Annotated in this window: 16 protein-coding genes; 7 read left to right on the plus strand and 9 right to left on the minus strand. The window is 72.5% G+C overall.

Features of this window, described 5'->3' with window-relative positions:
* Window positions 1-188: 188 nt before the first annotated feature.
* The 6 genes from trpS to MicB006_RS10185 all read left to right on the plus strand — a co-directional run bounded on the left by trpS (window position 189) and on the right by MicB006_RS10185 (window position 8,053).
* Entirely contained in the window at window positions 189-1,247 is a 1,059-nt protein-coding gene (gene trpS / locus MicB006_RS10160) for a tryptophan--tRNA ligase (RefSeq protein ID WP_116505482.1), read from the plus strand.
* Window positions 1,248-1,518: 271 nt separating this feature from the next.
* Window positions 1,519-3,237 (plus strand): arginine--tRNA ligase, encoded by a 1,719-nt coding sequence (gene argS, locus MicB006_RS10165; RefSeq protein ID WP_116505483.1) that lies wholly within the window; start codon window positions 1,519-1,521, stop codon window positions 3,235-3,237.
* A gap of 167 nt (window positions 3,238-3,404) precedes the next feature.
* Entirely contained in the window at window positions 3,405-4,745 is a 1,341-nt protein-coding gene (locus MicB006_RS10170; protein ID WP_152037833.1) for an MATE family efflux transporter, read from the plus strand.
* Window positions 4,746-4,792: 47 nt separating this feature from the next.
* On the plus strand, window positions 4,793-5,968 hold the full coding sequence (locus MicB006_RS10175) for a hypothetical protein (protein WP_152037834.1): 1,176 nt from the start codon (window positions 4,793-4,795) through the stop codon (window positions 5,966-5,968).
* A complete protein-coding gene (locus MicB006_RS10180) occupies window positions 5,943-6,632 on the plus strand; it encodes a hypothetical protein (protein WP_116505489.1) in 690 nt (229 codons plus the stop codon). Before MicB006_RS10175 ends, MicB006_RS10180 begins: the two co-directional genes overlap by 26 nt.
* Window positions 6,620-8,053 carry a condensation domain-containing protein gene (locus tag MicB006_RS10185; protein WP_116505491.1) on the plus strand — a complete coding sequence of 478 codons (1,434 nt, stop codon included), beginning with the start codon at window positions 6,620-6,622 and terminating at the stop codon, window positions 8,051-8,053. Before MicB006_RS10180 ends, MicB006_RS10185 begins: the two co-directional genes overlap by 13 nt.
* 48 nt (window positions 8,054-8,101) lie before the next feature.
* On the opposite strand, the gene MicB006_RS10190 is transcribed toward MicB006_RS10185, so the two are convergent.
* From MicB006_RS10190 to MicB006_RS10200, 3 genes are all read right to left on the minus strand, one after another.
* Window positions 8,102-10,162 (minus strand): MMPL family transporter, encoded by a 2,061-nt coding sequence (locus MicB006_RS10190; protein WP_161565918.1) that lies wholly within the window; start codon window positions 10,160-10,162, stop codon window positions 8,102-8,104.
* 158 nt (window positions 10,163-10,320) lie between these two features.
* Window positions 10,321-10,986, minus strand: a complete 666-nt coding sequence (locus tag MicB006_RS10195; RefSeq protein WP_116505495.1) for a response regulator transcription factor — start codon at window positions 10,984-10,986, stop codon at window positions 10,321-10,323.
* Between the two features lie 28 nt (window positions 10,987-11,014).
* Window positions 11,015-12,166, minus strand: a complete 1,152-nt coding sequence (locus tag MicB006_RS10200) for a sensor histidine kinase (protein ID WP_152037835.1) — start codon at window positions 12,164-12,166, stop codon at window positions 11,015-11,017.
* Between the two features lie 170 nt (window positions 12,167-12,336).
* On the opposite strand from MicB006_RS10200, the gene MicB006_RS10205 reads away from it, so the two are divergent.
* On the plus strand, window positions 12,337-13,416 hold the full coding sequence (locus MicB006_RS10205) for an inositol-3-phosphate synthase (RefSeq protein ID WP_073831754.1): 1,080 nt from the start codon (window positions 12,337-12,339) through the stop codon (window positions 13,414-13,416).
* Window positions 13,417-13,628: 212 nt separating this feature from the next.
* On the opposite strand, the gene MicB006_RS10210 is transcribed toward MicB006_RS10205, so the two are convergent.
* The 6 genes from MicB006_RS10210 to MicB006_RS10235 all read right to left on the minus strand — a co-directional run bounded on the left by MicB006_RS10210 (window position 13,629) and on the right by MicB006_RS10235 (window position 19,215).
* The gene (locus tag MicB006_RS10210) at window positions 13,629-14,786 is read right to left on the minus strand and encodes an acyl-CoA dehydrogenase family protein (RefSeq protein ID WP_116511315.1); all 1,158 of its coding nucleotides are present in this window, start codon (window positions 14,784-14,786) and stop codon (window positions 13,629-13,631) included.
* Window positions 14,783-15,436, minus strand: coding sequence for a hypothetical protein (locus MicB006_RS10215; protein WP_116505498.1), 654 nt, complete (start codon window positions 15,434-15,436; stop codon window positions 14,783-14,785). The genes MicB006_RS10210 and MicB006_RS10215 overlap by 4 nt, the downstream gene beginning before the upstream one ends.
* Window positions 15,433-16,206 (minus strand): hypothetical protein, encoded by a 774-nt coding sequence (locus MicB006_RS10220; protein WP_116505500.1) that lies wholly within the window; start codon window positions 16,204-16,206, stop codon window positions 15,433-15,435. Before MicB006_RS10220 ends, MicB006_RS10215 begins: the two co-directional genes overlap by 4 nt.
* Before the next feature lie 65 nt (window positions 16,207-16,271).
* Window positions 16,272-16,547: an acyl carrier protein gene (locus MicB006_RS10225; RefSeq protein WP_225980690.1), complete on the minus strand. Its 276-nt coding sequence runs from the start codon at window positions 16,545-16,547 to the stop codon at window positions 16,272-16,274.
* A 35-nt stretch (window positions 16,548-16,582) separates the two neighbouring features.
* A complete protein-coding gene (gene lysA, locus MicB006_RS10230; protein WP_116505502.1) occupies window positions 16,583-17,839 on the minus strand; it encodes a diaminopimelate decarboxylase in 1,257 nt (418 codons plus the stop codon).
* Window positions 17,836-19,215 (minus strand): ATP-grasp domain-containing protein, encoded by a 1,380-nt coding sequence (locus tag MicB006_RS10235; RefSeq protein ID WP_116505504.1) that lies wholly within the window; start codon window positions 19,213-19,215, stop codon window positions 17,836-17,838. Before MicB006_RS10235 ends, lysA begins: the two co-directional genes overlap by 4 nt.

The raw sequence follows: 19,215 nt of genomic DNA on the forward strand, positions 1-19,215 counted from the left end.
CCGTGCCGGTCTTCCGGGCCACGCTGCCGACGGCCGGGAGCAGATCCTCGACGTACTCCGTGCCGGCGGACTTCGGTTCCGCGCCGGCGGGCGATGGCGGCGCTCGTTCTGACGAGCCCGCTCCACCGACCCGGGTGACACCCGGGTCGCGTCTCCCCGCCAGCGAACGGCACGAAAGGCGTACGACCATGCCCTCTGCACGCATGCTCACCGGCGACCGCCCGACCGGGCGGTTGCACCTCGGCCACTACGTGGGCAGCATCGCCAACCGGGTGCGGCTGCACCAGCGGTACGAAAGCTTCTTCATCATCGCCGACCTGCACATGCTCACCACGCGCAACAGCCGCGCGGACATCGAGCAGGTGGCGCACAACGCCCGCGAGATGGTCACCGACATCCTGGCCGCCGGGGTGGAGCCGGAGCGGGCCACGTTCTACCTCCAGTCGGCGATCCCCGAGGTCGGCGACCTGAACACGCTGTTCCAGAACCTCATCACGGTGCCCCGGCTCGAACGGGTGCCGTCGCTCAAGGAGATGACCCGGGACGCCGGCAAGGACGAGATGCCGTACGGCCTGCTCGGCTACCCGGTCCTCCAGGCCGCCGACATCCTCTGCGTGAAGGGGCAGGTCGTGCCGGTCGGGAAGGACAACGCCGCGCACGTCGAGGTGACCCGGGAGATCGCCCGGCGGTTCAACCACCTCTACGGCGAGGTCTTCCCGGTGCCCGACATGCTGATGTCGGACACGCCGACGCTGGTCGGCACCGACGGCGCCGGGAAGATGAGCAAGAGCAAGGGGAACGCGATCGCGCTCTCCGACGACGCGGCGACGGTGCGCCGCAAGGTGATGGGGATGTACACCGATCCCAACCGGGTCCGCGCCGACGTGCCGGGCACAGTCGAGGGGAATCCGGTCTTCGAGTTCCACGACGTCTTCAACCCGGACCGGGCACAGGTGGCGGAGCTCAAGGACCGCTACCGGGCCGGCCGGGTCGGTGACGTCGAGGTCAAGGAGGCGCTGGTGACGGCGCTCAACCGGTTCCTCGACCCGATCCGGGAGCGCCGGGCCCGCTTCGAGGCGCAACCCGGCCTGGTCGACGAACTGATCGTTACCGGCACCGAACGGACCCGCGTCGAGGTGCGCCGCACGCTCGTCGAGGTCCGCCGGGCGATGGGCCTGAGCAGTGCGTACACCCAGGTGCGGCGCCGGGCCGAGCGCTACCGCAAGGCCGTCGCCACCTCGGCCTGACCACACACCGGCCCGGGGTACGCGCTTGCGCCGACCCCGGGCCGGCCGGTTACGCTGCCGACATGGCCAGTTCGCACGCGTACCCGATGACGTCCCCCGACGTCCGGCTCGGCGCGCTGCGACGCCGGCGGTCCCGCGACCGCCTGCGCTGAGCCTTCCTCTCCTGCGACCGGCGGATCGAGCCGCCGGTCGTCATCGATCGTCCTCGCTCCGCCGTCGCGTTCCCGTCAGGTGATCCGCGCGACGGATCCACAGCGAGATCGGCGTACCCATGGATCTTGAAAAGCTGCTTACCGACCGGCTGGCGCCCGCGTTCGCGGCGGTGGCCGGCGTGCCGGTGGACCCGGCCGTGCGGCGCTCGCAGCACGCGGACTTCCAGTCCGACGCGGCGTTGGCGCTGGCCCGGCGGCTCGGCCGTCCGCCGCGGGAGATCGCCGCGGAGGTACGGGAGCGCGCGGCGCTCGCCGGCCTCTGCGCGGCGGTCGAGGTGTCCGGTCCGGGCTTTCTGAACCTCACCGTGTCCGGGCACGCGCTCGGCCGCCTGGTCTCCGCGATGGCCGCCGACCCGCGGCTCGGCGTGCCGCCCGTGGCCGAGCCGGAAACCGTGGTGGTCGACTATTCGGGGCCGAACGTGGCGAAGGAGATGCACGTCGGGCACCTGCGGTCGACCGTGATCGGGGACGCGGCAGCCCGGACGCTGGAGTGGCTCGGGCACCGGGTGCTGCGCGCCAACCACCTCGGCGACTGGGGCACGCCGTTCGGCATGCTGATCGAGCACCTGCTGGACCTGGGTGAGGCCGGGGCGGCGCAGGAGCTGTCCATGGGTGACCTGGACGGGTTCTACAAGGCGGCGCGGGCGAAGTTCGACGACGACGAGGCGTTCCGGGAGCGGTCGCGGCTGCGGGTGGTGGCGTTGCAGGGCGGCGACCCGGCGACGCTGCGGCTGTGGCGGCTGCTGGTGACGCAGTCCGAGAGCTACTTCCTGACCGTGTACGACCTGCTCGACGTGACACTGACCGGCGGCGACTTCCGGGGCGAGAGCAGCTACCACGACCAGCTCGCGCCCACTGTCGAGGAGCTGGACCGGCTCGGACTGCTGCGGCGCAGCGAGGGCGCGGACTGCGTGTTCCCGCCCGGTTCGGTGGGGCGTGACGGCGAGCCGTTGCCGCTGATCGTGCGCAAGTCCGACGGCGGGTACGGCTACCCGGCCACCGACCTGGCCGCGCTGCGGCACCGGACCGGCGCGCTCGACGCGACCCGGCTGCTCTACGTGGTCGGGCTGCCGCAGCGGCGGCACTTCGAAATGGTGTTCGCGGTCGGCGCGCAGGCCGGCTGGCTGGCCGAACCGGTGCGGGCCGAGCACGTCGGGTTCGGCTCGATCCTCGGCCCGGACGGGCGGATGCTGCGCAGCCGGGCCGGCGGGTCGGTGAAGCTGGTCGGGCTGCTCACCGAGGCGGTCCAGCGGGCCACCGCGCTGGCCCGGGAACGCAACCCGGAGCTGAGCGAGGCGGAGGCAGCCGAGGTGGGGCGCGCGGTGGGCATCGGCGCGATCAAGTACGCCGACCTGTCCGGGGACCGGCACAAGGACTACGTGCTGGACTGGGAGCGGATGCTGTCGCTGGACGGGAACACCGCGCCGTACCTCCAGTACGCGTACTCCCGGGTCCGGTCGATCTTCCGGCGGGCCGGCGCGGCGGCGCGGCCGGACGCGGAGGTCACGCTCGCCGAGCCGGCCGAGCGGGCGCTCGCGATGGAACTGGTCGGCTTCGGCGCGGTGGTCGAGGAGGTGGCGGACGGTCTGGAGTTCCACCGGCTGACCGCGTACCTGCACCGGCTGGCTGTGGCGTTCAGTGCGTTCTACGAGCGCTGCCCGGTGCTGCGGGCCGACGGGCCGGTACGGGAGAGCCGGCTGGTGCTGTGCGACCTGACCGGTCGGGTGCTGCGGCAGGGCCTGGACCTGCTCGGCATCCGTACCCCGGAACGGTTGTGAGGCGGCCCGCCCTCCTGGCGGCTCCGACACCTCCCTGGGCATAGCACTTTGGGCAGCTTGTGGGCCTGATTCGCGCGTATCTATGGTCGGTGCGTCTCCGCGAGCCCGACATGGGGGTGGGTCATGCCCGAACGTCCGACGACCGGCGCGGCGACGGTGGCGCCGTCGTGAGCACCACCGAAGCACCGACCACCGTCGCCTGGGACGGCGCGGCCCGGATCCGCCGCCTCGCCGCCACGATCGCGCTCGGCGAGACGGCCGGCGTCCTGGTGCCGGTGGTGGTGATCGCGCTGATGGCCCGGATCAGCGTCGAGGCGATGTACGTGCGCTCCCTCTACGTACCGTTGGCGCTGCTCTTCGCCGCGCTCCAGGTGGGCTTCGACGTGAGCAACCAGGTCGCCGCGTCGGTGAGCCGCGGCGCCGGCCGGGCACGGGACGTCCTCCCGGTCGCCGCCAGCATGGCCCGCGTCGGCACGGCCGTCTGGGGCACCGTCAGCCTCGTACTGATCCTGGCGGCGCCCTGGCTGGCGACGCTGCTGAACGTCCCGGACGCGTCGGTGGGGGAGTTCGTCGCCTTCACCCGCTGGGCCTGCCTGGCCAACCTGATCTTCTTCCCGACCGTGCTGCTCTCGTCGAGCCTGCGCGGCTACGGCCGGCCGGGCTCCGCAGCGGCCGTGGTGCTGACCGGCGCGACCATGGAGGTGGGCGGCGTCGCGGTCCTGGGCTTCGGCACCGACCTCGGCGTGTACGCGCTTCCGGTCGCGATCGCGGGCGGCGGCGTGGCCGCGCTGACCGTCGGCATGGTGCAGGTGTACCGCTGCGGACTCTGGACGGCGAGCGGGCCGCTGACCTGGCGGCCGGAGGCGATCGGGCGTCTGACCGGCACCGGGCTGCCGGTCACCGCGTCGTTCGTGGTGATGGCCGTGGCGAACGCGGGCCTGCTGTGGGCGCTCAGCCCGTTCGGGCCGGACGTGGTGTCCGGGTACTCGGCGGCCGGCGCGCTGCAGAACCTGCTCATCGTCCCAGCCTCGGCGCTCGGTTCGGCGACCGCGATCGTGCTGAACCAGCTGCGGGGCGCGGGGCGGCCCGGGGAGTGGCTGACGGCATTCGGTTCCGGACTTCGCCTGACCGCCGTGGTGTACGCGGTGCTGGCCGCGGCGATCTGGTTGTGCCGGGACCCCCTGGCCGCGCTGCTGGCCGGTGACCCGACAGTCGCGTCGGAGACCGGACGCTTCCTGGCGATCGTCGGCCTGACCTACATCGGTCTGGGCCTGAACGTGATGACGCTGCTCCTTCTCGAACAGGTCGGCGGGGGCCTGATCGCGCTGTTGCTGAACGTGCCCTACTTCGGGGGCATGGTGGTCGTCGGCAGCGCGCTGGCCCGGACCCAGCAGGATCCGTCGGCCCTGTACTGGACGATCGCGGTACTCAACGTCGGCGGCATGCTGCTCGTCCCGCTGCTGACGTGGCGGCACGTCCGCCGGACCAGCCGGGCGGAGGCCCGGTGAGCCGCCCCGAGTGGCGGGCGCGGGACGTCCGTCTCAGCGTCACGATCATGCATCATCCGGCTCGCGACGTCGCCCTGGACCCGCTCGTCGAGGCGTGCCGCCCGCTATCCGCGCGCATCGTGCACGACCCGGACCCCGACGCCGCCCGCAGCCCGTTGCGGACCGCGAAGGTCGCCTGGGCCTCGATCGCCGAGGGCGCCACGCATCACCTGGTGCTGCAGGACGACGCCCGGGTCTGCGACGGCTTCGCCACCCACGTGGTCGCCGCGATCGCGCGTCGCCCGGCACACGGCATCGCCCTGTACACCGACTGGAGCAGCCCGCAGAACAGCTTCCTGTGCCGGCTGGCCGCGGTCGCCGGATCGCCGTGGGCGGCGCTGTCCCCGATGGAGTGGATCCCGGCGCTGGCGTTCCTGCTGCCGGCCGACGTGGCCGCGGACCTGGCCGCCTACCTGGCGCCGATCCCGGACGAGGTCACCGACGACGACCAGATGATCGCCCGGTATTGCCGGGAACGTGGAGTGCCGCTGCTGGCGACGGTGCCGCACCTGGTCGACAACCGCGGGCTGCCGACCCTGATCGCCGGGCACGGCGGCCGGCACCACGCCACCGTGTGGGCGCCGCCGGCGCCGTCCGACACGCACTGGGACCTCGACCCCCGGATCGACACGACCCTGGCGTCGCGGTCCCGCTACCAGTCCCATGACGAGTACGTCGTGCGGGTCAAGGACTCGCGCTGCCTGATCCGGCTGCTCCGGCCGCACACCGGTGAGCCCGGAGGCAACGAGTTCTGCTGGTACTGGGCGGACTGGTGCGACCTGATCGGGGTCGACGCGGCGGAGGTCACGACCGCGCTGGCCGCGTACCTGGACAACCGCCCGGGGCCGCGGCCGCCGGCGCGGGCCGCCCTGGAGATCTGGGCCGCCGGATACCTGCTCGGGCGGGAGGCCGCGGCGGTCCGCCGTGAACTGCCCGTCCCACTCGTCCCCGCCCACCCCGCCCGGATCCGTGCGGCCGTGTCGACCTGGGTGGACTCCGGCCTGACCGCCCCGGACGGTGCGGCCCTCGGCGCCGCCGGCCGGAGCGCGCTCATCGACCTCGGCGTGGCCGCGGTCGTCCTCGGCCTGCACCGCCGGAGCCCTGGCACCTTCGTCGCGGCCGGCGTTCCGGCCGACGCCCGTGGAGAGGACATCCGACATGACCACGCTTGCCACGACTCCTGACCCGGCCCTGGCCACCGTGGTCGAACGGATGGCGCGCCGCGAGGCGGCGGCCCACTTCCTCGTTCCGGCCGATCAACCGCCGGGGGTGATCCGCCCGCCCGCACCCCCGATGGCGGTCCGGATCATGTCCTGCCCGGACTGCGGCGCCGACGCGGTCACCTTCCGGGCCGCGGGCGTCGCGTTGCCCTTCGCGGAGTGGCGGATCGTCGCCGCGGACGACGGCGACACCGGCGGGCTGCCCACGCTGACCGTGCTCGGCTGCGAGTGGTTCGCGCCGCGCGCGATGCTGCCGGTGGCGATCGCGATCGAGCGGTTCGGCCCGGTGTCGGCGACCGGCTTCCGCAGCCGCGCGGTGGCGGTCACCGAGTTGCGTGGTCTGCCGTTCGACGCCGTACTGGCCACCCTCGACGAGCAGGAGAGCTGGGCCGAGGCCGTGTGCGCCGGCAGCAGCCTGCCGCCGCGGCCGGCGCGGACCGTACCGGCCGCCAGCCGGCTGGTCAGCCCGGCGGCCACCTGGGCCGCGTACCGCGCCTCGGTCGCCGCCCGGTTCCTCGGCCCGCACGCGTCCGACGCCGGGCTGGGCCGGTGGAACGAGCTCTACCTGGAGAACCGCCGGGACGCGGCGGTCCGCACGCTGGACGGCTACGCATCGTGCCCGGCCTGACCGCGGACGTGCGCTGGCAGCCGGCCCACTTCACCGGTTCCCGGGCGATCGTCGAGCAGCTGACGTGGGGGCAGGTGCTTGTGGAACGCGACATCCGGCGGATGCCGCCGGGCGCCGCCTACAACGTCACGGTGCCCCTGCTGATCCCCGAGGGAGTTGACCTGGCCATGGTGTGCGCCGCGGTGGGCGCGCTGGCCGGTCGTTTCGAGGCACTGCGCACGCGGTTCCCGCGACGGGACGGCCGGCTGGTCCAGGAGGTGCTCGACAGCGGCAGCATCCCGGTCGGGGTCTTCTCCGGCGCCGGTCCGGCCGAGCAGTTCGCGGCGGCCGCCCGGGAACTGGACGAGCAGCTCCAGGCGACACCGTTCGACCACGATCGGGACGTGCCGATGCGCGTCCTGGTCTACGTGCACCGGCAGGTGCCCCGGGCTCTGGTGCTCTGCATCGCCCACCTGGCGGCCGACCTGCAGAGCAGCCGTCTGGCGGCGCGGGTGCTGGCCGAGATGCTGGCCTGCCGGGCGGCGGGGCGCCCGGATCCGGCGACTCCGGAACTGGTTCATCCCGCCGACCTCGCCGCCTTCGAGCGTTCCCCACGGGGTCGTACGGTCAGCGCCGCCGCTGTGGCCCACCTGCGCCGGCAACTGAACGCGGTCCCGCTCGACAACTTCGCCGCGGTCCGGCCGGTGACGCCGGCCGAACCCCGGTTCTGGCGCGGTGTCCTGGACTCGCCGATCTCGGCGCCGGTGCTGGGGCTGCTCGCCGACCGGTACCGCACCAGCACCGCCACGGTCGCGCTCGCGGTGACCGCGGCCCTGCTGGGCGTGGTCGCCGAGACCGACCGGTGCGGGTTGCTCCTGGTCACCGGCAACCGCACCACGGCGCCACTGCGGGCCTCGATCGGCACGCTGACCCAGCACATGCCGGCCGTCGTCGACCTGACCGGGCCGGCCTTCTCCGACCTGGTCCGGCACTGCTGGGGCACGGCCGTACGGACCTTCCGGCACGGCCGCTTCGATCCGGTGGACGGGTGGGCGGCGCTGGCCGAGGTGAGCCGGGAACGCGGCGCCGAGCCGGAGATCCGATGCTTCTTCAACGACATGCGCGGCGCGCCCGAGACGCCGCCCGTCACCGCCCCGCTCGACCGCGACGTGGCGCAGCGGGTCCTGACCGAGCCGAGCTTCCGGTGGACCGAACGCCGGCCGGCCGGCCCCTCGTTCTTCATGGAGGTCGGCGACGTGCTCGACACCCCCGGCCAACTGCGCTGGACGCTGCTCGGGGACACCACCCTGCTGCCCCCTGACCTGATCCGTGCGGTGCTGATCGGAGTGGACCGCCTGCTGGTGCGACTGCTCGACACGGATCTGCTCCTCTCCGAGGTGGGCGAGGCCGCCGGCCTGCGCGGCGTGGTGGCCCCGCACTGACCCGATCGACCGGGGCGGGGCGGCGTGGGCCTGCCCCGCCCCGGTCTCTCAGCCCTGGGCGGTGGCCGTCAGCTCCGGCTGCGCGTCACCGGCCTCCGGAGCGGAGGGGACCTGCGGCCGGCCACCCAGGAAGCGAGGCGCCCACCACGCGGCGCGCCCGAGAATCGCCATCGTCGCCGGGACCAGCAGCATCCGGACGATCACCGCGTCGATCAGGACGGCCAGCACCAGACCCAGGCCGACCTCCTTGATCGGGGCGAATCCCCCGGTCATGAAGCCGGCGAAGGTGACCGCGAGGAGCAGGGCCGCAGCGGTCACGATGCCGCCGCTTCGCTGCAGACCCTCCCGTACCGCCTGGTCCGGGGCCGCGCCGGCGAAGCGGCGCTCACGGATCCGGGAGAGGACGAAGACCTCGTAGTCGGTGGAGAGACCGAACGCGATCGCCGCGACGACCACCGGCACGGTCAGGTCGATGCCGTCGAGCCGCTCACCGCCGAGCAGGCCAACCAGGTGCCCCTCCTGGAACACCCAGACCACCACGCCGAGCGCGGCGAACAGGCTCAGCAGGTTGGTGAGCACGGCCTTCAGCGGGATCAGCACCGACCGGGTGAATGCCAGCAGCAGGACGAAGGTGGCCAGCAACACGATGCCGCCGGCGATCGGGAGGCGGTCGCGCAGCTCCTGCTGATAGTCGACCAGACGGGCCGCGTCCCCGGTGACCTGCACCGTGAAGGGGGCGTCCAGGTCGCGGATGTCGCGTACCGCCTGGGCGGTGTCCGGATCGCTCGTCGGGTTCTTCGGCGTGGCCTGGAGAACGGCCAGCCCGCCGCCGCTGCGCCCCGGGTTCACCACGGAGACGCCGGGCACCGCGGCGACCCGCTGCCGGAACTCGGCCAGGTCGGGGTCGTCGGCCGAGGTCCGGGCGACGATCGTGATCGCGCTCGGGCCGGCAAGTGCCGGGAAGTGCTCGCGCAGCTCTTCGGTGAGCTGGCGGGTGGCACTGTCGGCCGGCAGCGACCTGGGGTTGCTGGTGTCCAGCCGCAGGTTGGTCGCCGACAACCCGGCCACGAGCAGGCCGACGAGCACCACCAGCAGGGTGAGCACCGGCATCTTCTGCACGCCACGGGCGACCGTGGCGAAGGACCGGCCACGTTCCTTCCGCGCCCGGACCGGCTTGATCCTGTTGCGCAGCAGCTGGAGCAGCGCGGGAAGCAGTGTGATCGCGGCAAGCATGTCGATCAGCACCACGGCGGCGCCGGCCACGCCGATCGACCGCAGGAACGGATCGGCGAAGACCACCAGGCTGGCCAGGCTGACCGCGATGGTCAGACCGGAGAAGACGATGGTCCGGCCGGCGCGTTCGGAGGCCCGCACGAGCGCCTCCTCCGCGTCCTCGGTCAGCGCCCGTTCCTCCCGGAACCGGCTGACCATGAGCAGCGCGTAGTCGACGCCGAGGCCGATGGCGAGCATCGTGGTGACCTGGATCGAATAGATCGACACGTCGGTGAAGAAGCTCATCACCAGCAGCGTGGAGAAGGTTCCGCCGACACCGACCAGCGCGATCAGCAGCGGCAGCCCGGCGGCGATCAGCGACATGAAGACCAGCAGCAACAGGAGCAGCAGCAACGGCGCGGACACGATCTCGGCCCGCCGGGTGTCCGAGGTGGCCTGGTCGTTGAACTCGCGGTCGGTGAGCGGGCCGCCGGAGACGACCGCTGTCGTGCCGTCGATCCCGGTCAACTGCGTCCGTACCTTGTCGGCCAGCACGTCGCCCTGGTGCGCCAGTTCCACGTTCACCAGGACCGCCGCGCCGTCGGTGGCGACCGGGGCCTGGGGACCGAACGGGTCGGTCACCGCCAGCACGCCGTCGACGGAGCGCAGCTCGGTGAGCGCGGCGGAGACCTTGGTACGAAAGGCGGGGTCGGTGGCCGGGCCGCCGGAGATGACCGCGTTGATCACGGGTGGCGCCAGCTTGGCGTCACCGAGCGCCTCGGCGCCCTGCTGCGACTCGCTGCCGGCGATGGCGCCGACGCTTGTCGTCATCCGGGCGAAGACGCCATTTCCGACAGTGAAGCCGGCCGCCGCGATCACCAGCCAGATGACGAGCACGACGGCAGGGCGCCGGCGAGCGAAACGCGTAACGGCACGGATCATCACACAGCTCCTCAGGACGGAAAGATCGATGTGATCTCATCCTGATGAAGCGGGCCCTCCGGCGGATCGCCGACGAGAGCGAAATCCGGTCTCACCCGAGCGAGGGAGAGCGCTCAGTCGAGATCCTCACCGGGACTGATCAGCCCGGCCTCGTAGGAGAAGACCACCGCCTGCACCCGGTCCCGCAGGCCCAGCTTGGCCAGCACGTTGCTGACATGGGTCTTGACGGTGTGATCGCTCACCGTCAGCCGGGCGGCGATCTCGGCGTTGGAGAGTCCACGGGCGACCAGGCAGAGGATCTCCCGCTCCCGGCCGGTCAGCTCGTCCAGCAGAGCCGGCGGGCGGATCGCGCCCTGGGGCCGCCGCAGCAGGTCGGCGATCACCCGCCGGGTCACCGTCGGCGCGAGCAGCGCCTCGCCCTTGGCGATCACCCGTACCGCCTCGACCAACTCGGCCCGGCGCATGGTCTTGAGCAGGAAGCCGTTCGCGCCGGCCCGCAACGCGTCGTGCACGTGCTCGTCGACGTCGAACGTGGTGAGGATGAGCACCCGCGCGTCCGTGGTGGCGCAGATCCGGCGGGTGGCCTCGATGCCGTCGATCGGGCCGTCCATCCGGATGTCCATGACCACCACGTCCGGCTTCTTCTCGGCCACCACCCGCAGGGCCTCCAGGCCGTCCGCCGCCTCGCCCACCACCGTCAGGTCCGGCTCCGCGTCGAGGATCATGGCGAAGCCACCCCGAACCAGATCCTGGTCGTCGACGACCACGATGCGCACCATGGGGCGCCACCCCTCGATTCGTAGCAGCTCACTCGGTGGGCAGGACGGCGCTCACAGTGAAGCCGCCGCCATCGGGACCCGCTCCGATGCTCAGCTCACCACCACAGGCGGTGACCCGCTCCCGCATGCCCATCATCCCGTATCCGCCGCCGACATCCACCGCACCGATGCCGTCGTCGGTCACCGTGACCCGGATCTCCCGCGGGCTGAACTCGATCAGCACGTCCACCATCGACGCCCGCGCGTGCCGGATGGTGTTTGTCAGCGCCTCCTGCACCACCCGGAAGACCGTGGCGTCCACGTCGGCGGGCAGTGGCCGCTGCTGCCCGCGCCAGCGCACCGCCGCCTCCAGGCCGCCCCGGCGCGCCTCGCCGAGCAGTTGCGGTACGTCACCCACTCCGGGCGCCGGGGCCGGCCGCTCCTCGCCCTCCGCCGAACGCAGCGCGGCCAACGACCGCCGGAGCTGGGCGATGGCGGACCGGCCGCTCTCGGCGATCACCTCGAAGGTCTTCTCGGCCCGGGCCGGGTCGGTGCGGGCCACCACCGGCCCGGCCTCCGCCTGGACCACCATGATCGCGACCGTGTGCGCCACGATGTCGTGCACCTCGCGGGCGATCCGGTTGCGGTCGCGCGCGGCGGCGGCGGCTCGTTCCTCCTCCTGGCGGGCAGCCCGTTCCTCGAGCACCGCGATCCGGTCGCCGCGCCCTCGGGAGGCGATCCCCATGCTGTACGCCGCCACGTACGCCATCCCGACGTACCCGAAGGTGGCGGCACTCTCGCCCGGGACCACAAGTGAGACGACCACCCCCACGGCCTGCACGCCGATCGCGACCTGCCGCCACGGGGACGGGCTCAGCGACGCGAACGTGTACGTCGCGACGAGCGGCCCGAAGGGCAGCGGCGGCATCTGGTGCGAGAGCCCGAGGACGCTGATCGCCAGGCCCACTGTCACCGTGGTGAGCAGCGGAGCCCGCCGGCGCCAGATCAGCGGTAGCGACGCGCCGGCGGCCACCAGGATGTGCCAGACCTTCCCGTCCTCGGAGAACGCCACCGGCAGGGCGGTGCCGACGAACACGGCAACCGCGATCAGCCCGTCCAGCCAGAGCGTGGCGTTGCGGGGCAGCCGCGCGGGTCGCGCCTGCGCCCGGACGGTGGCCGGAAGAGGCATGGACAACGGCACGATCGGCTCCTCAACGCGCGGCGGTCCCCAGTATGCGGCTCCGGAGAGCCGTCCGGCCGGTACGCACGCCCTCGGACCGCCGTCGATGTCCTGTTCAGGACATCGAGGTGGAGACCGGGACGAGCGGATCGGTTGAATCGGGTTCTGTCGCAGAGAGAAGGAGGCACCACGTGGGCGCAGTCCGCGTCGCCATAGCCGGGGTCGGCAACTGTGCCGCGTCGCTGGTGCAAGGCGTCGAGTACTACCGGGACGCGAGGACGACCGACACCGTTCCCGGCCTCATGCACGTCGCCTTCGGCGACTACCACGTCGGCGACATCGAGTTCGTCGCGGCTTTCGACGTGGACGCGAAGAAGGTGGGCCGGGACCTGTCCGAGGCCATCGTCGCGAGTGGCAACAACACCATCAAGATCTGCGATGTTCCCCCGTCCGGGGTCGTCGTGCGGCGTGGCCCGACGTTGGACGGTCTCGGCGAGTACTACCGGGAGATGATCGAGGAGTCCGACGAGCGGGCTGTCGACGTGGTTCGCGTACTGCGCGAGTCCGGGGCCGACGTTCTCGTGTCGTACCTGCCGGTGGGCTCGGAGGATGCCGACCGGTTCTACGCCCGGTGCGCGCTGGAGGCGGGGGTGGGGTTCGTCAACGCCCTACCGGTGTTCATCGCCTCGGACCCGGTGTGGGCGGCCCGGTTCACCGAGGCCGGCGTGCCGATCATCGGCGACGACATCAAGTCGCAGGTGGGCGCCACCATCACCCACCGGGTGCTGGCGAAGCTCTTCGAGGACCGCGGGGTCCGGCTGGAGCGCACCTACCAGCTCAACTTCGGCGGCAACATGGACTTCATGAACATGCTGGAGCGTCGGCGGCTGGCATCGAAGAAGCTGTCCAAGACCCGGGCCGTCACCTCGCAGATCCCCCACGAGATGGCCGCCGGCGACGTGCACATCGGTCCCAGCGACTACGTGCCGTTCCTGGAGGACCGCAAGTACGCGCTGGTGCGCCTGGAGGGGCGGGCGTTCGGCGACGTGCCTCTGCAACTGGAGTACAAGCTGGAGCTCTGGGACTCCCCCAACTCGGCCGGCGTGATCATCGACGCGGTCCGGGCGACCAGGATCGCCATGGATCGGGGAGTCGGCGGGCCCATCCTCTCCGCCTCCTCGTACTTCATGAAGTCGCCGCCCGAGCAGTACGACGACGCCGCCGCCCGGGACGCCGTCGAGCGCTTCATCCGCGGCGAGGTCGAACGCTGACCGGCAGGTGACGGGGGAGCCGGAGTCCGGCTCCCCCGTCGTCGTCCGTCAGGGTTTCCGCCTCAGATCGCGACGGAACTCGTGGTGGTGACAGACCGCGGGATGCGCTCCGGTCAGCGCCACGGCACCACGGAAGACGTCGTGGTCGGGCAGGTCCGGCAGGAAGTAGTCGCCCGTCCAGGTGGACGGTCCAGACGTCGACGCCGTCCGGCTCAGTCACGGTCGAGTTTGCCCTGGACGAGGCCCTGGAAGGTGTTGAGTCGCTGGATGTTGCCGGTGCCTTCCATGAATTCGACGCCCCGGGCGTCGCGGATCAGCTTGTCCAGCATCGGCTGCGTCAGCCGTGCGCCCGGGCCGAAGTACTCCAGCGCCTCCAGCGTCACCTCCTCGGCCAGCCGGGCCGCCCGGGCCTTCGCCGCCGAGGCCAGGTGGCCGTTGGCGGGCTGGGCGTCCACGATCGCGGCGGCCTGCCAGATGAGCTGTCGCACGCCGTCGATCCGCCGGCCGGTCCGTTCCCAGCGCAGCCGGTCGGCCTTGGACAGCGAACCGCGTTGCTCGGTGACGTAGTCGTGCGCGGACCGGGCGATGCCCAGTGCGATCGCCGCCACACCGGGTCGGAGGCGGTTGAACATCTGCACGCCGCTCCACACCCCGCGCCGGGTGGGGCTGAGGTGGCGGCCGAGCACCCGGCTCTCCGGTACCGGCACGCCGTCCAGGGTGATCGCGCTGAGCTGGGCGCCGCGCAGGCCGATCGTCGGGATCGGCTCGGCCTTGAAACCGGGCGCGCCGGTCTCGACCAGCACCGCGGTGGCGCCGAGGGGACCGGGCCGGTCCCGGGCGAAGACCACGCCGACCTGGGCGCGGGCGCCGTTGCCGATGTAGCGCTTGGCGCCGCGCAGGAGCAGACCTCCCTCGCCGTCGGGGTCCAACCTCGTACCCATCGCAGCCGCGTCCGATCCGTGGTCGGGCTCGGTCAGCGCGAAGAAGGTCCACGTCGGCGCGGCCAGCAGCCGGCCGTAGAACCACTCCTTCTGCTCCTGGTCGGCGAGCAGGTCGACGAGCACCCCGGACAGCGAGGCGCCGGGTGACGCGAGCATCATGCCGGCGTCCCCGGCGGCGATCTCCTCGGCGAACACCACGCGTTCCATTGCCGTCATGCCGTCGAACCGGTACCCGCCGATGAGCGTCCGGTCCGGCAACCACGGCGCCGGGATGAGCATGGTGGACAGGTGCCGTACGGCGGGGTTGTCCAGGCACCGGTACACGGTGTCCGGGTCGCGGTCCAGCTCCAGCGCCGTCGAGCGCAGGTCGCGCGCCCAGTCCCGGGCGTGCGCCCGGGCGGCGCCGAGCCGGTCGTCCAGTTCGATCACGACGCCCACTCCTCTCCACCAATCCAGGCGTCGGCCAGCAGCTCCGACGCATTGACCACCGCGCCCGGTCCGTCAGCGGTGAACCCGCTGGCCCCGAGCAGGCGCAGCAGCATCCGGTCGGCAGTGGTGATCTGCCGATGCAGCCAGGCGAGGGAGCCGGCCGGTGGCGGCGTACCGGTCAGCCGGACCTTGATCTCGATCTGCTCGGTGACGGCGTCCGCCAGAGCGCCCTTGATCATCTGTTGCAGCACCAGCGGGGTGTCGCCGACGCGGCGGTCACCGAGGTGGGCGAGAGTGACATCGAGCAGGGCCTCGGAGAGCCCGAGCCGGAGCCCGGCCAGCGCGGCCAGCCAGTCCGGCCAGGGCGCCGGCGTACCGGTCGGCCCGGGGGCGCCCCGGTAGCGGACGGCCGTCAGCGGGCCGTCCGGTGTCTCGACAGTGCCGAGCCGCTCCACGGCGACCGGGTCCAGGGCGGCGGTCGTGTCCCCGGTCCAGACCCGGCCGGCGTCGTGCAGCGCCGGCTCGGGCAGCACGCAGCATCCGGTCGGGCCGCACGGCAGGACCCGGTCCGCCAGCGTGGCGTGCATCGCGGTGAGCGTGGCGGTGAGCCCGCCGGTCCGGGCGCTGCGGCGGGCCTCGTCGGCGATCACGACCGCGCCTCCGGGTCCGAGCCGGCGAAGACCGCCACGCAGAGGGTGCCCGAGACCGGGTCGTGGTCCGCCACCGCGATCGGCCCGGCGGTGCCCGCCCGTTGCCGGGCGAACTCGGCCCAGGCACCGGCCGCACCCAGCCCCGGCGCCGGAACCGCCGGGCGGCCGGCGGTCAGGCCGGGACCGGCGATCAGGACGGCGTCCGCCGGCACCAGCTCGTCGAGCAGCGTCCCGGCCGCCGCCGGCGAGACGTCCGGGCGCTGGTGCACGGTGGTCCCGTCGGAGGCGGCCGGCTCCAGCAGCACAGCCACCCCGACGTCGTGGCCGGGTACCGGATAGCGGGGCCCGACCAGCTCGTACGACATCGTCGTCTGTTCCAGGATCAGCAGCAGCGCCCGGCAGCCCGGGAAGTCTCCGGAGTAGGTCCCGAGCAGCCGCAGGGCGGTGAACGCCGCCGCCGGCCCCTGATCGGACACCGCGAAGGCGAGGGGATCGCCCGGCACCAGCTCGTTGAGGTAGCAGGCGGTGACCCGGCGTGGGTCGCCGTCCGGGGTCGAGTGCGCGATGGCGATCAGGTCCACCGGCACCGCGAGGTCGAGATCGCGCACCAGGCGGTCCGCCATCCCGGTGAACGAGTTACGGGCGGCCGCCGCGTGCAGATCCCGGTCGAAGCGACGACCGTACAGCTCGGTCATGTCCGAGAGGTATTCCTCGAGCAGCGGATCGCCCTGGTACGGCTCCGGATCGGGGTCGAACCGGCGGGCGATCACCTGAGTCGGCCTGAGCCGGCCCGTACGGACCGATGGGGCCGGGGCGATGGACAGGAACATCGGCGTCAGGCCAGGCCCTGGCCGATGACGTAGTCGGCGAGGGTGCCGACCGACTCGAAGTGGTGCTGCTCCAGCGTGTCCGAGTCGATCACGACGTCCAGCCGGTCCTCGATGTGCATGAGCAGTTCGAGGACGTTGGTGGAGTCCAGCCCGAGCTCGTCCATCAGCCGGGTCTGCTCGGTCACCTGGACGGAGTCGCGGTTCAGCACCGCGACAACGGCGTCGATCATGTGGTCGACGACCGCGGCGCGGTCGACTGTGGCTTCCGAAGCCATGGTCATGGCGGGCCTCCTGTGTGCCGGTCGGGGTTGGGTTGTCAGTCGAGGATCTGCGGGCCGAGCAGGTCCTCGACGGTGTCGCGGCGGCGGACCAGGCGGGCCCGTCCGCCGTCCACCAGCACCTCGGCCGGGTGGCCGTGGCTGAGGAAGAGCACCGGCGAGGCGCTCGGGCCGTACGCGCCGGAGCGCAGCACGCCGACCAGGTCGCCCGGCCGCAGCTCGGGCAGATCCACGTTGCGGCCGACGGTGTCGTTCGGCGTGCACAGCGGGCCGGTGACGTTCCACGGGCCGGCGTCCGTGCCGGCCCGGTTGAGCAGCCGCATCGGGAAGTTGCGTTTGACGTAGGAGCCGATGCCGACGGCCGCCATGTGGTGGTTCGTGCCGCCGTCGGTGACCGCGAAACGCTCCCGCATCGAACTCTTCACGTACCGCACGCGGGTGACGTAGGTGCCGCACGGCGCGGTCAGGTACCGGCCGAGCTCCAACAGCAGCCGGGCCCCCGGGTGCGCGGCGTGGAACGCCTCGACCACCGGGTTGAGCAGGTGGGCGACAGCGGCCGGGTCGAGGTCCGGCTCGCCGGGGAAGTAGGCCACGCCGAGGCCACCGCCCACGTCGACCGCTTCCAGGACGAAGTCCAGCCGCTCGGCGAGTCGCTCGGCCAGGTCGATGATCCGGCGGGCGTTCTCGGCGATCACCTCGGGATCGAGGATGCGGGTGCCCAGGTAGGCGTGTACGCCCAGGACGCGTACCCCGGGATGGTTCTTGACCAGGTCGGCCTCGTCGAAGAGCTGCTGCTCGTCGATCCCGAACTGGCGCGGTTTGCCGCCCATGGTGAGGCCGGAGCCCTTGACCGCGAAGCTCGGGTTGACCCGCAGCATCACCGCGGCGATGACGCCCCGCTCCCGGGCCAGCTCGTCGATCACCGCCAGTTCCCCGAACGACTCGCAGACCAGCGCGAAGACGCCCTCGGACAGGCACGCCTCGAGTTCGGCGCGGCTCTTGCCGGGGCCGAGGAAGATGATGTCGCGCGGGGCCACCCCGGCGGCGAGCGCGGTACGCAGCTCCACCATCGACGACACCTCCGCCCGGGCGCCCAGCGAACCGAGCAGGGCGCAGACGGCCACGTTCGGGTTGGCCTTCAGCGAGTAGAAGATCTCCATCGCCGGATGCAGCCGCTCGCGCAGCCCCAGGTACTGCCCGCGCAGGCTGTCCCCGTCGTACACGTAGAGGGGCGTGCCGAACCGCTCGGCCAGTTCGGACATCGCCACGCCCTGGATCGTCGTTTCTCCGGTCACTGTCGTGTCCCTTCCGCCACGGCCGCCAGGCGACCCGCGATCTCCCCGTCCATCGCCGCCAGCTCGTCGGCCGTCGGCGCGGTCAGCAGGCCGTACAGCCGGCCGTCCGCAGCTCCCGCGCCCTCTCGCACCAGGGCGTTCACCGTCGAGAAGTTCTGCACCACCATCCCGGCGTCACCGGCGGCGCTCAGCAGCCACGGCCCGAGCCCGTCCCGGACCTCGCCGAAGCGCAGCGGCCGCGCCAGGCGCAGCGGGTACTGCCGGGCCAGCGCGTACCAGCCCGCCGGCACCAGGTGTTCCTGCAGACCCACCTGGTACGTCGACATGTTGTGCCGCGCGTTGATCTCCACGACCGGATAGACGCCGCCCTCCGGGTCGAGCATCGCGTCCACCCCGACCACGCCGTGGTAGCCGTCTCCGGCGAGCCGGGCGCCCAGCACCGCGGCGCTGTGCGTCACGATCGCGAGCTGGCCCTCGGTAAGCCCGGCCGGCATCCGGTGCCCCTTGTGTACGCCGTTGGCGGTGACCGCCTCCTTGACGAAGTCGAAGTGCACCCCGCCGTCGCGGAACACGGTGAACTGGTAGTTGAGGTCGACGGTCTTGGCGACCCACTCCTCGACCAGCAGCGCCAGCCGTTGATCGCCGGAACGGTCGGCCCGGCGGCGCAGCGTCCGGTGGATCTGGTCCAGACGCGCCGCGTCCCGGATCAGCAGCAGGCCCTTGCCGGAGACCCCGTACGAGTCCTTGAGCACCACCGGCCGCCCGGCCGCGAGCAGGACCCGGGCGTGTTCCACCGCCTCGTCCAGGTCCTCGACGGTCTCGCAGATCCAGCCCGCGGACTGGCGCAGCCCCAGCTCGGTGGCGATCCGCCGGCTGTAGATCTTGCCGTTGACGGCCTTGCAGACGGCTGCCGACGACCCGGCCAGCGCGACCCCGGTCAGCGCGGCGAGCGCCTCCTCGTCCCCGGATACCCCGTGCGGGACGATCGCGGCCGCCCCGGCCAGGGCGGACAACCGGGCCAGCAGGGCCGGGCTGTCCAGCGCGTCCTGGGTCACCGTGCGGTGCGGGTCCTGGCGGTCGGTGATCAGCAGATGCGGCAGGGCCGTCCCCAGCGTCTCCAGATGGGCCAGATGCTCCGGGTCCGGCCGGTCCTTGAGCACCACGTAGTCGTCCGGGCCGGCCAGCAGCAGGGCGAACTCGTCCATCCGGTTGACCATCGCGTCACCCGCGGTCAGCGCGACGCGGGGCAGGCCCGGCTCGTCACCGCCCCACCGCTGCTCGACCTCGAAGTTGCCGAGGAACACCAGCGGGATCCGGTCGGTGCCCAGCAACGCCGTCCGCAGCCGTCTGACGAAAGGTTCCTGTGTCGTCGTCAT

Origin of the sequence: Micromonospora sp. B006 (genome assembly GCF_003408515.1) — a bacterium.
Taxonomy (GTDB): domain Bacteria; phylum Actinomycetota; class Actinomycetes; order Mycobacteriales; family Micromonosporaceae; genus Micromonospora; species Micromonospora echinospora_A.

Coding starts and splice junctions, on each gene's coding strand:
- trpS (WP_116505482.1), top strand. CDS start 189: ATGCCCTCTGCACGCATGCTCACCGGCGACCGCCCGACCGGGCGGTTG.
- argS (WP_116505483.1), top strand. CDS start 1,519: ATGGATCTTGAAAAGCTGCTTACCGACCGGCTGGCGCCCGCGTTCGCG.
- MicB006_RS10175 (WP_152037834.1), top strand. CDS start 4,793: ATGCATCATCCGGCTCGCGACGTCGCCCTGGACCCGCTCGTCGAGGCG.
- MicB006_RS10180 (WP_116505489.1), top strand. CDS start 5,943: ATGACCACGCTTGCCACGACTCCTGACCCGGCCCTGGCCACCGTGGTC.
- MicB006_RS10195 (WP_116505495.1), bottom strand. CDS start 10,986: ATGGTGCGCATCGTGGTCGTCGACGACCAGGATCTGGTTCGGGGTGGC.
- MicB006_RS10225 (WP_225980690.1), bottom strand. CDS start 16,547: ATGACCATGGCTTCGGAAGCCACAGTCGACCGCGCCGCGGTCGTCGAC.
- MicB006_RS10235 (WP_116505504.1), bottom strand. CDS start 19,215: ATGACGACGACACAGGAACCTTTCGTCAGACGGCTGCGGACGGCGTTG.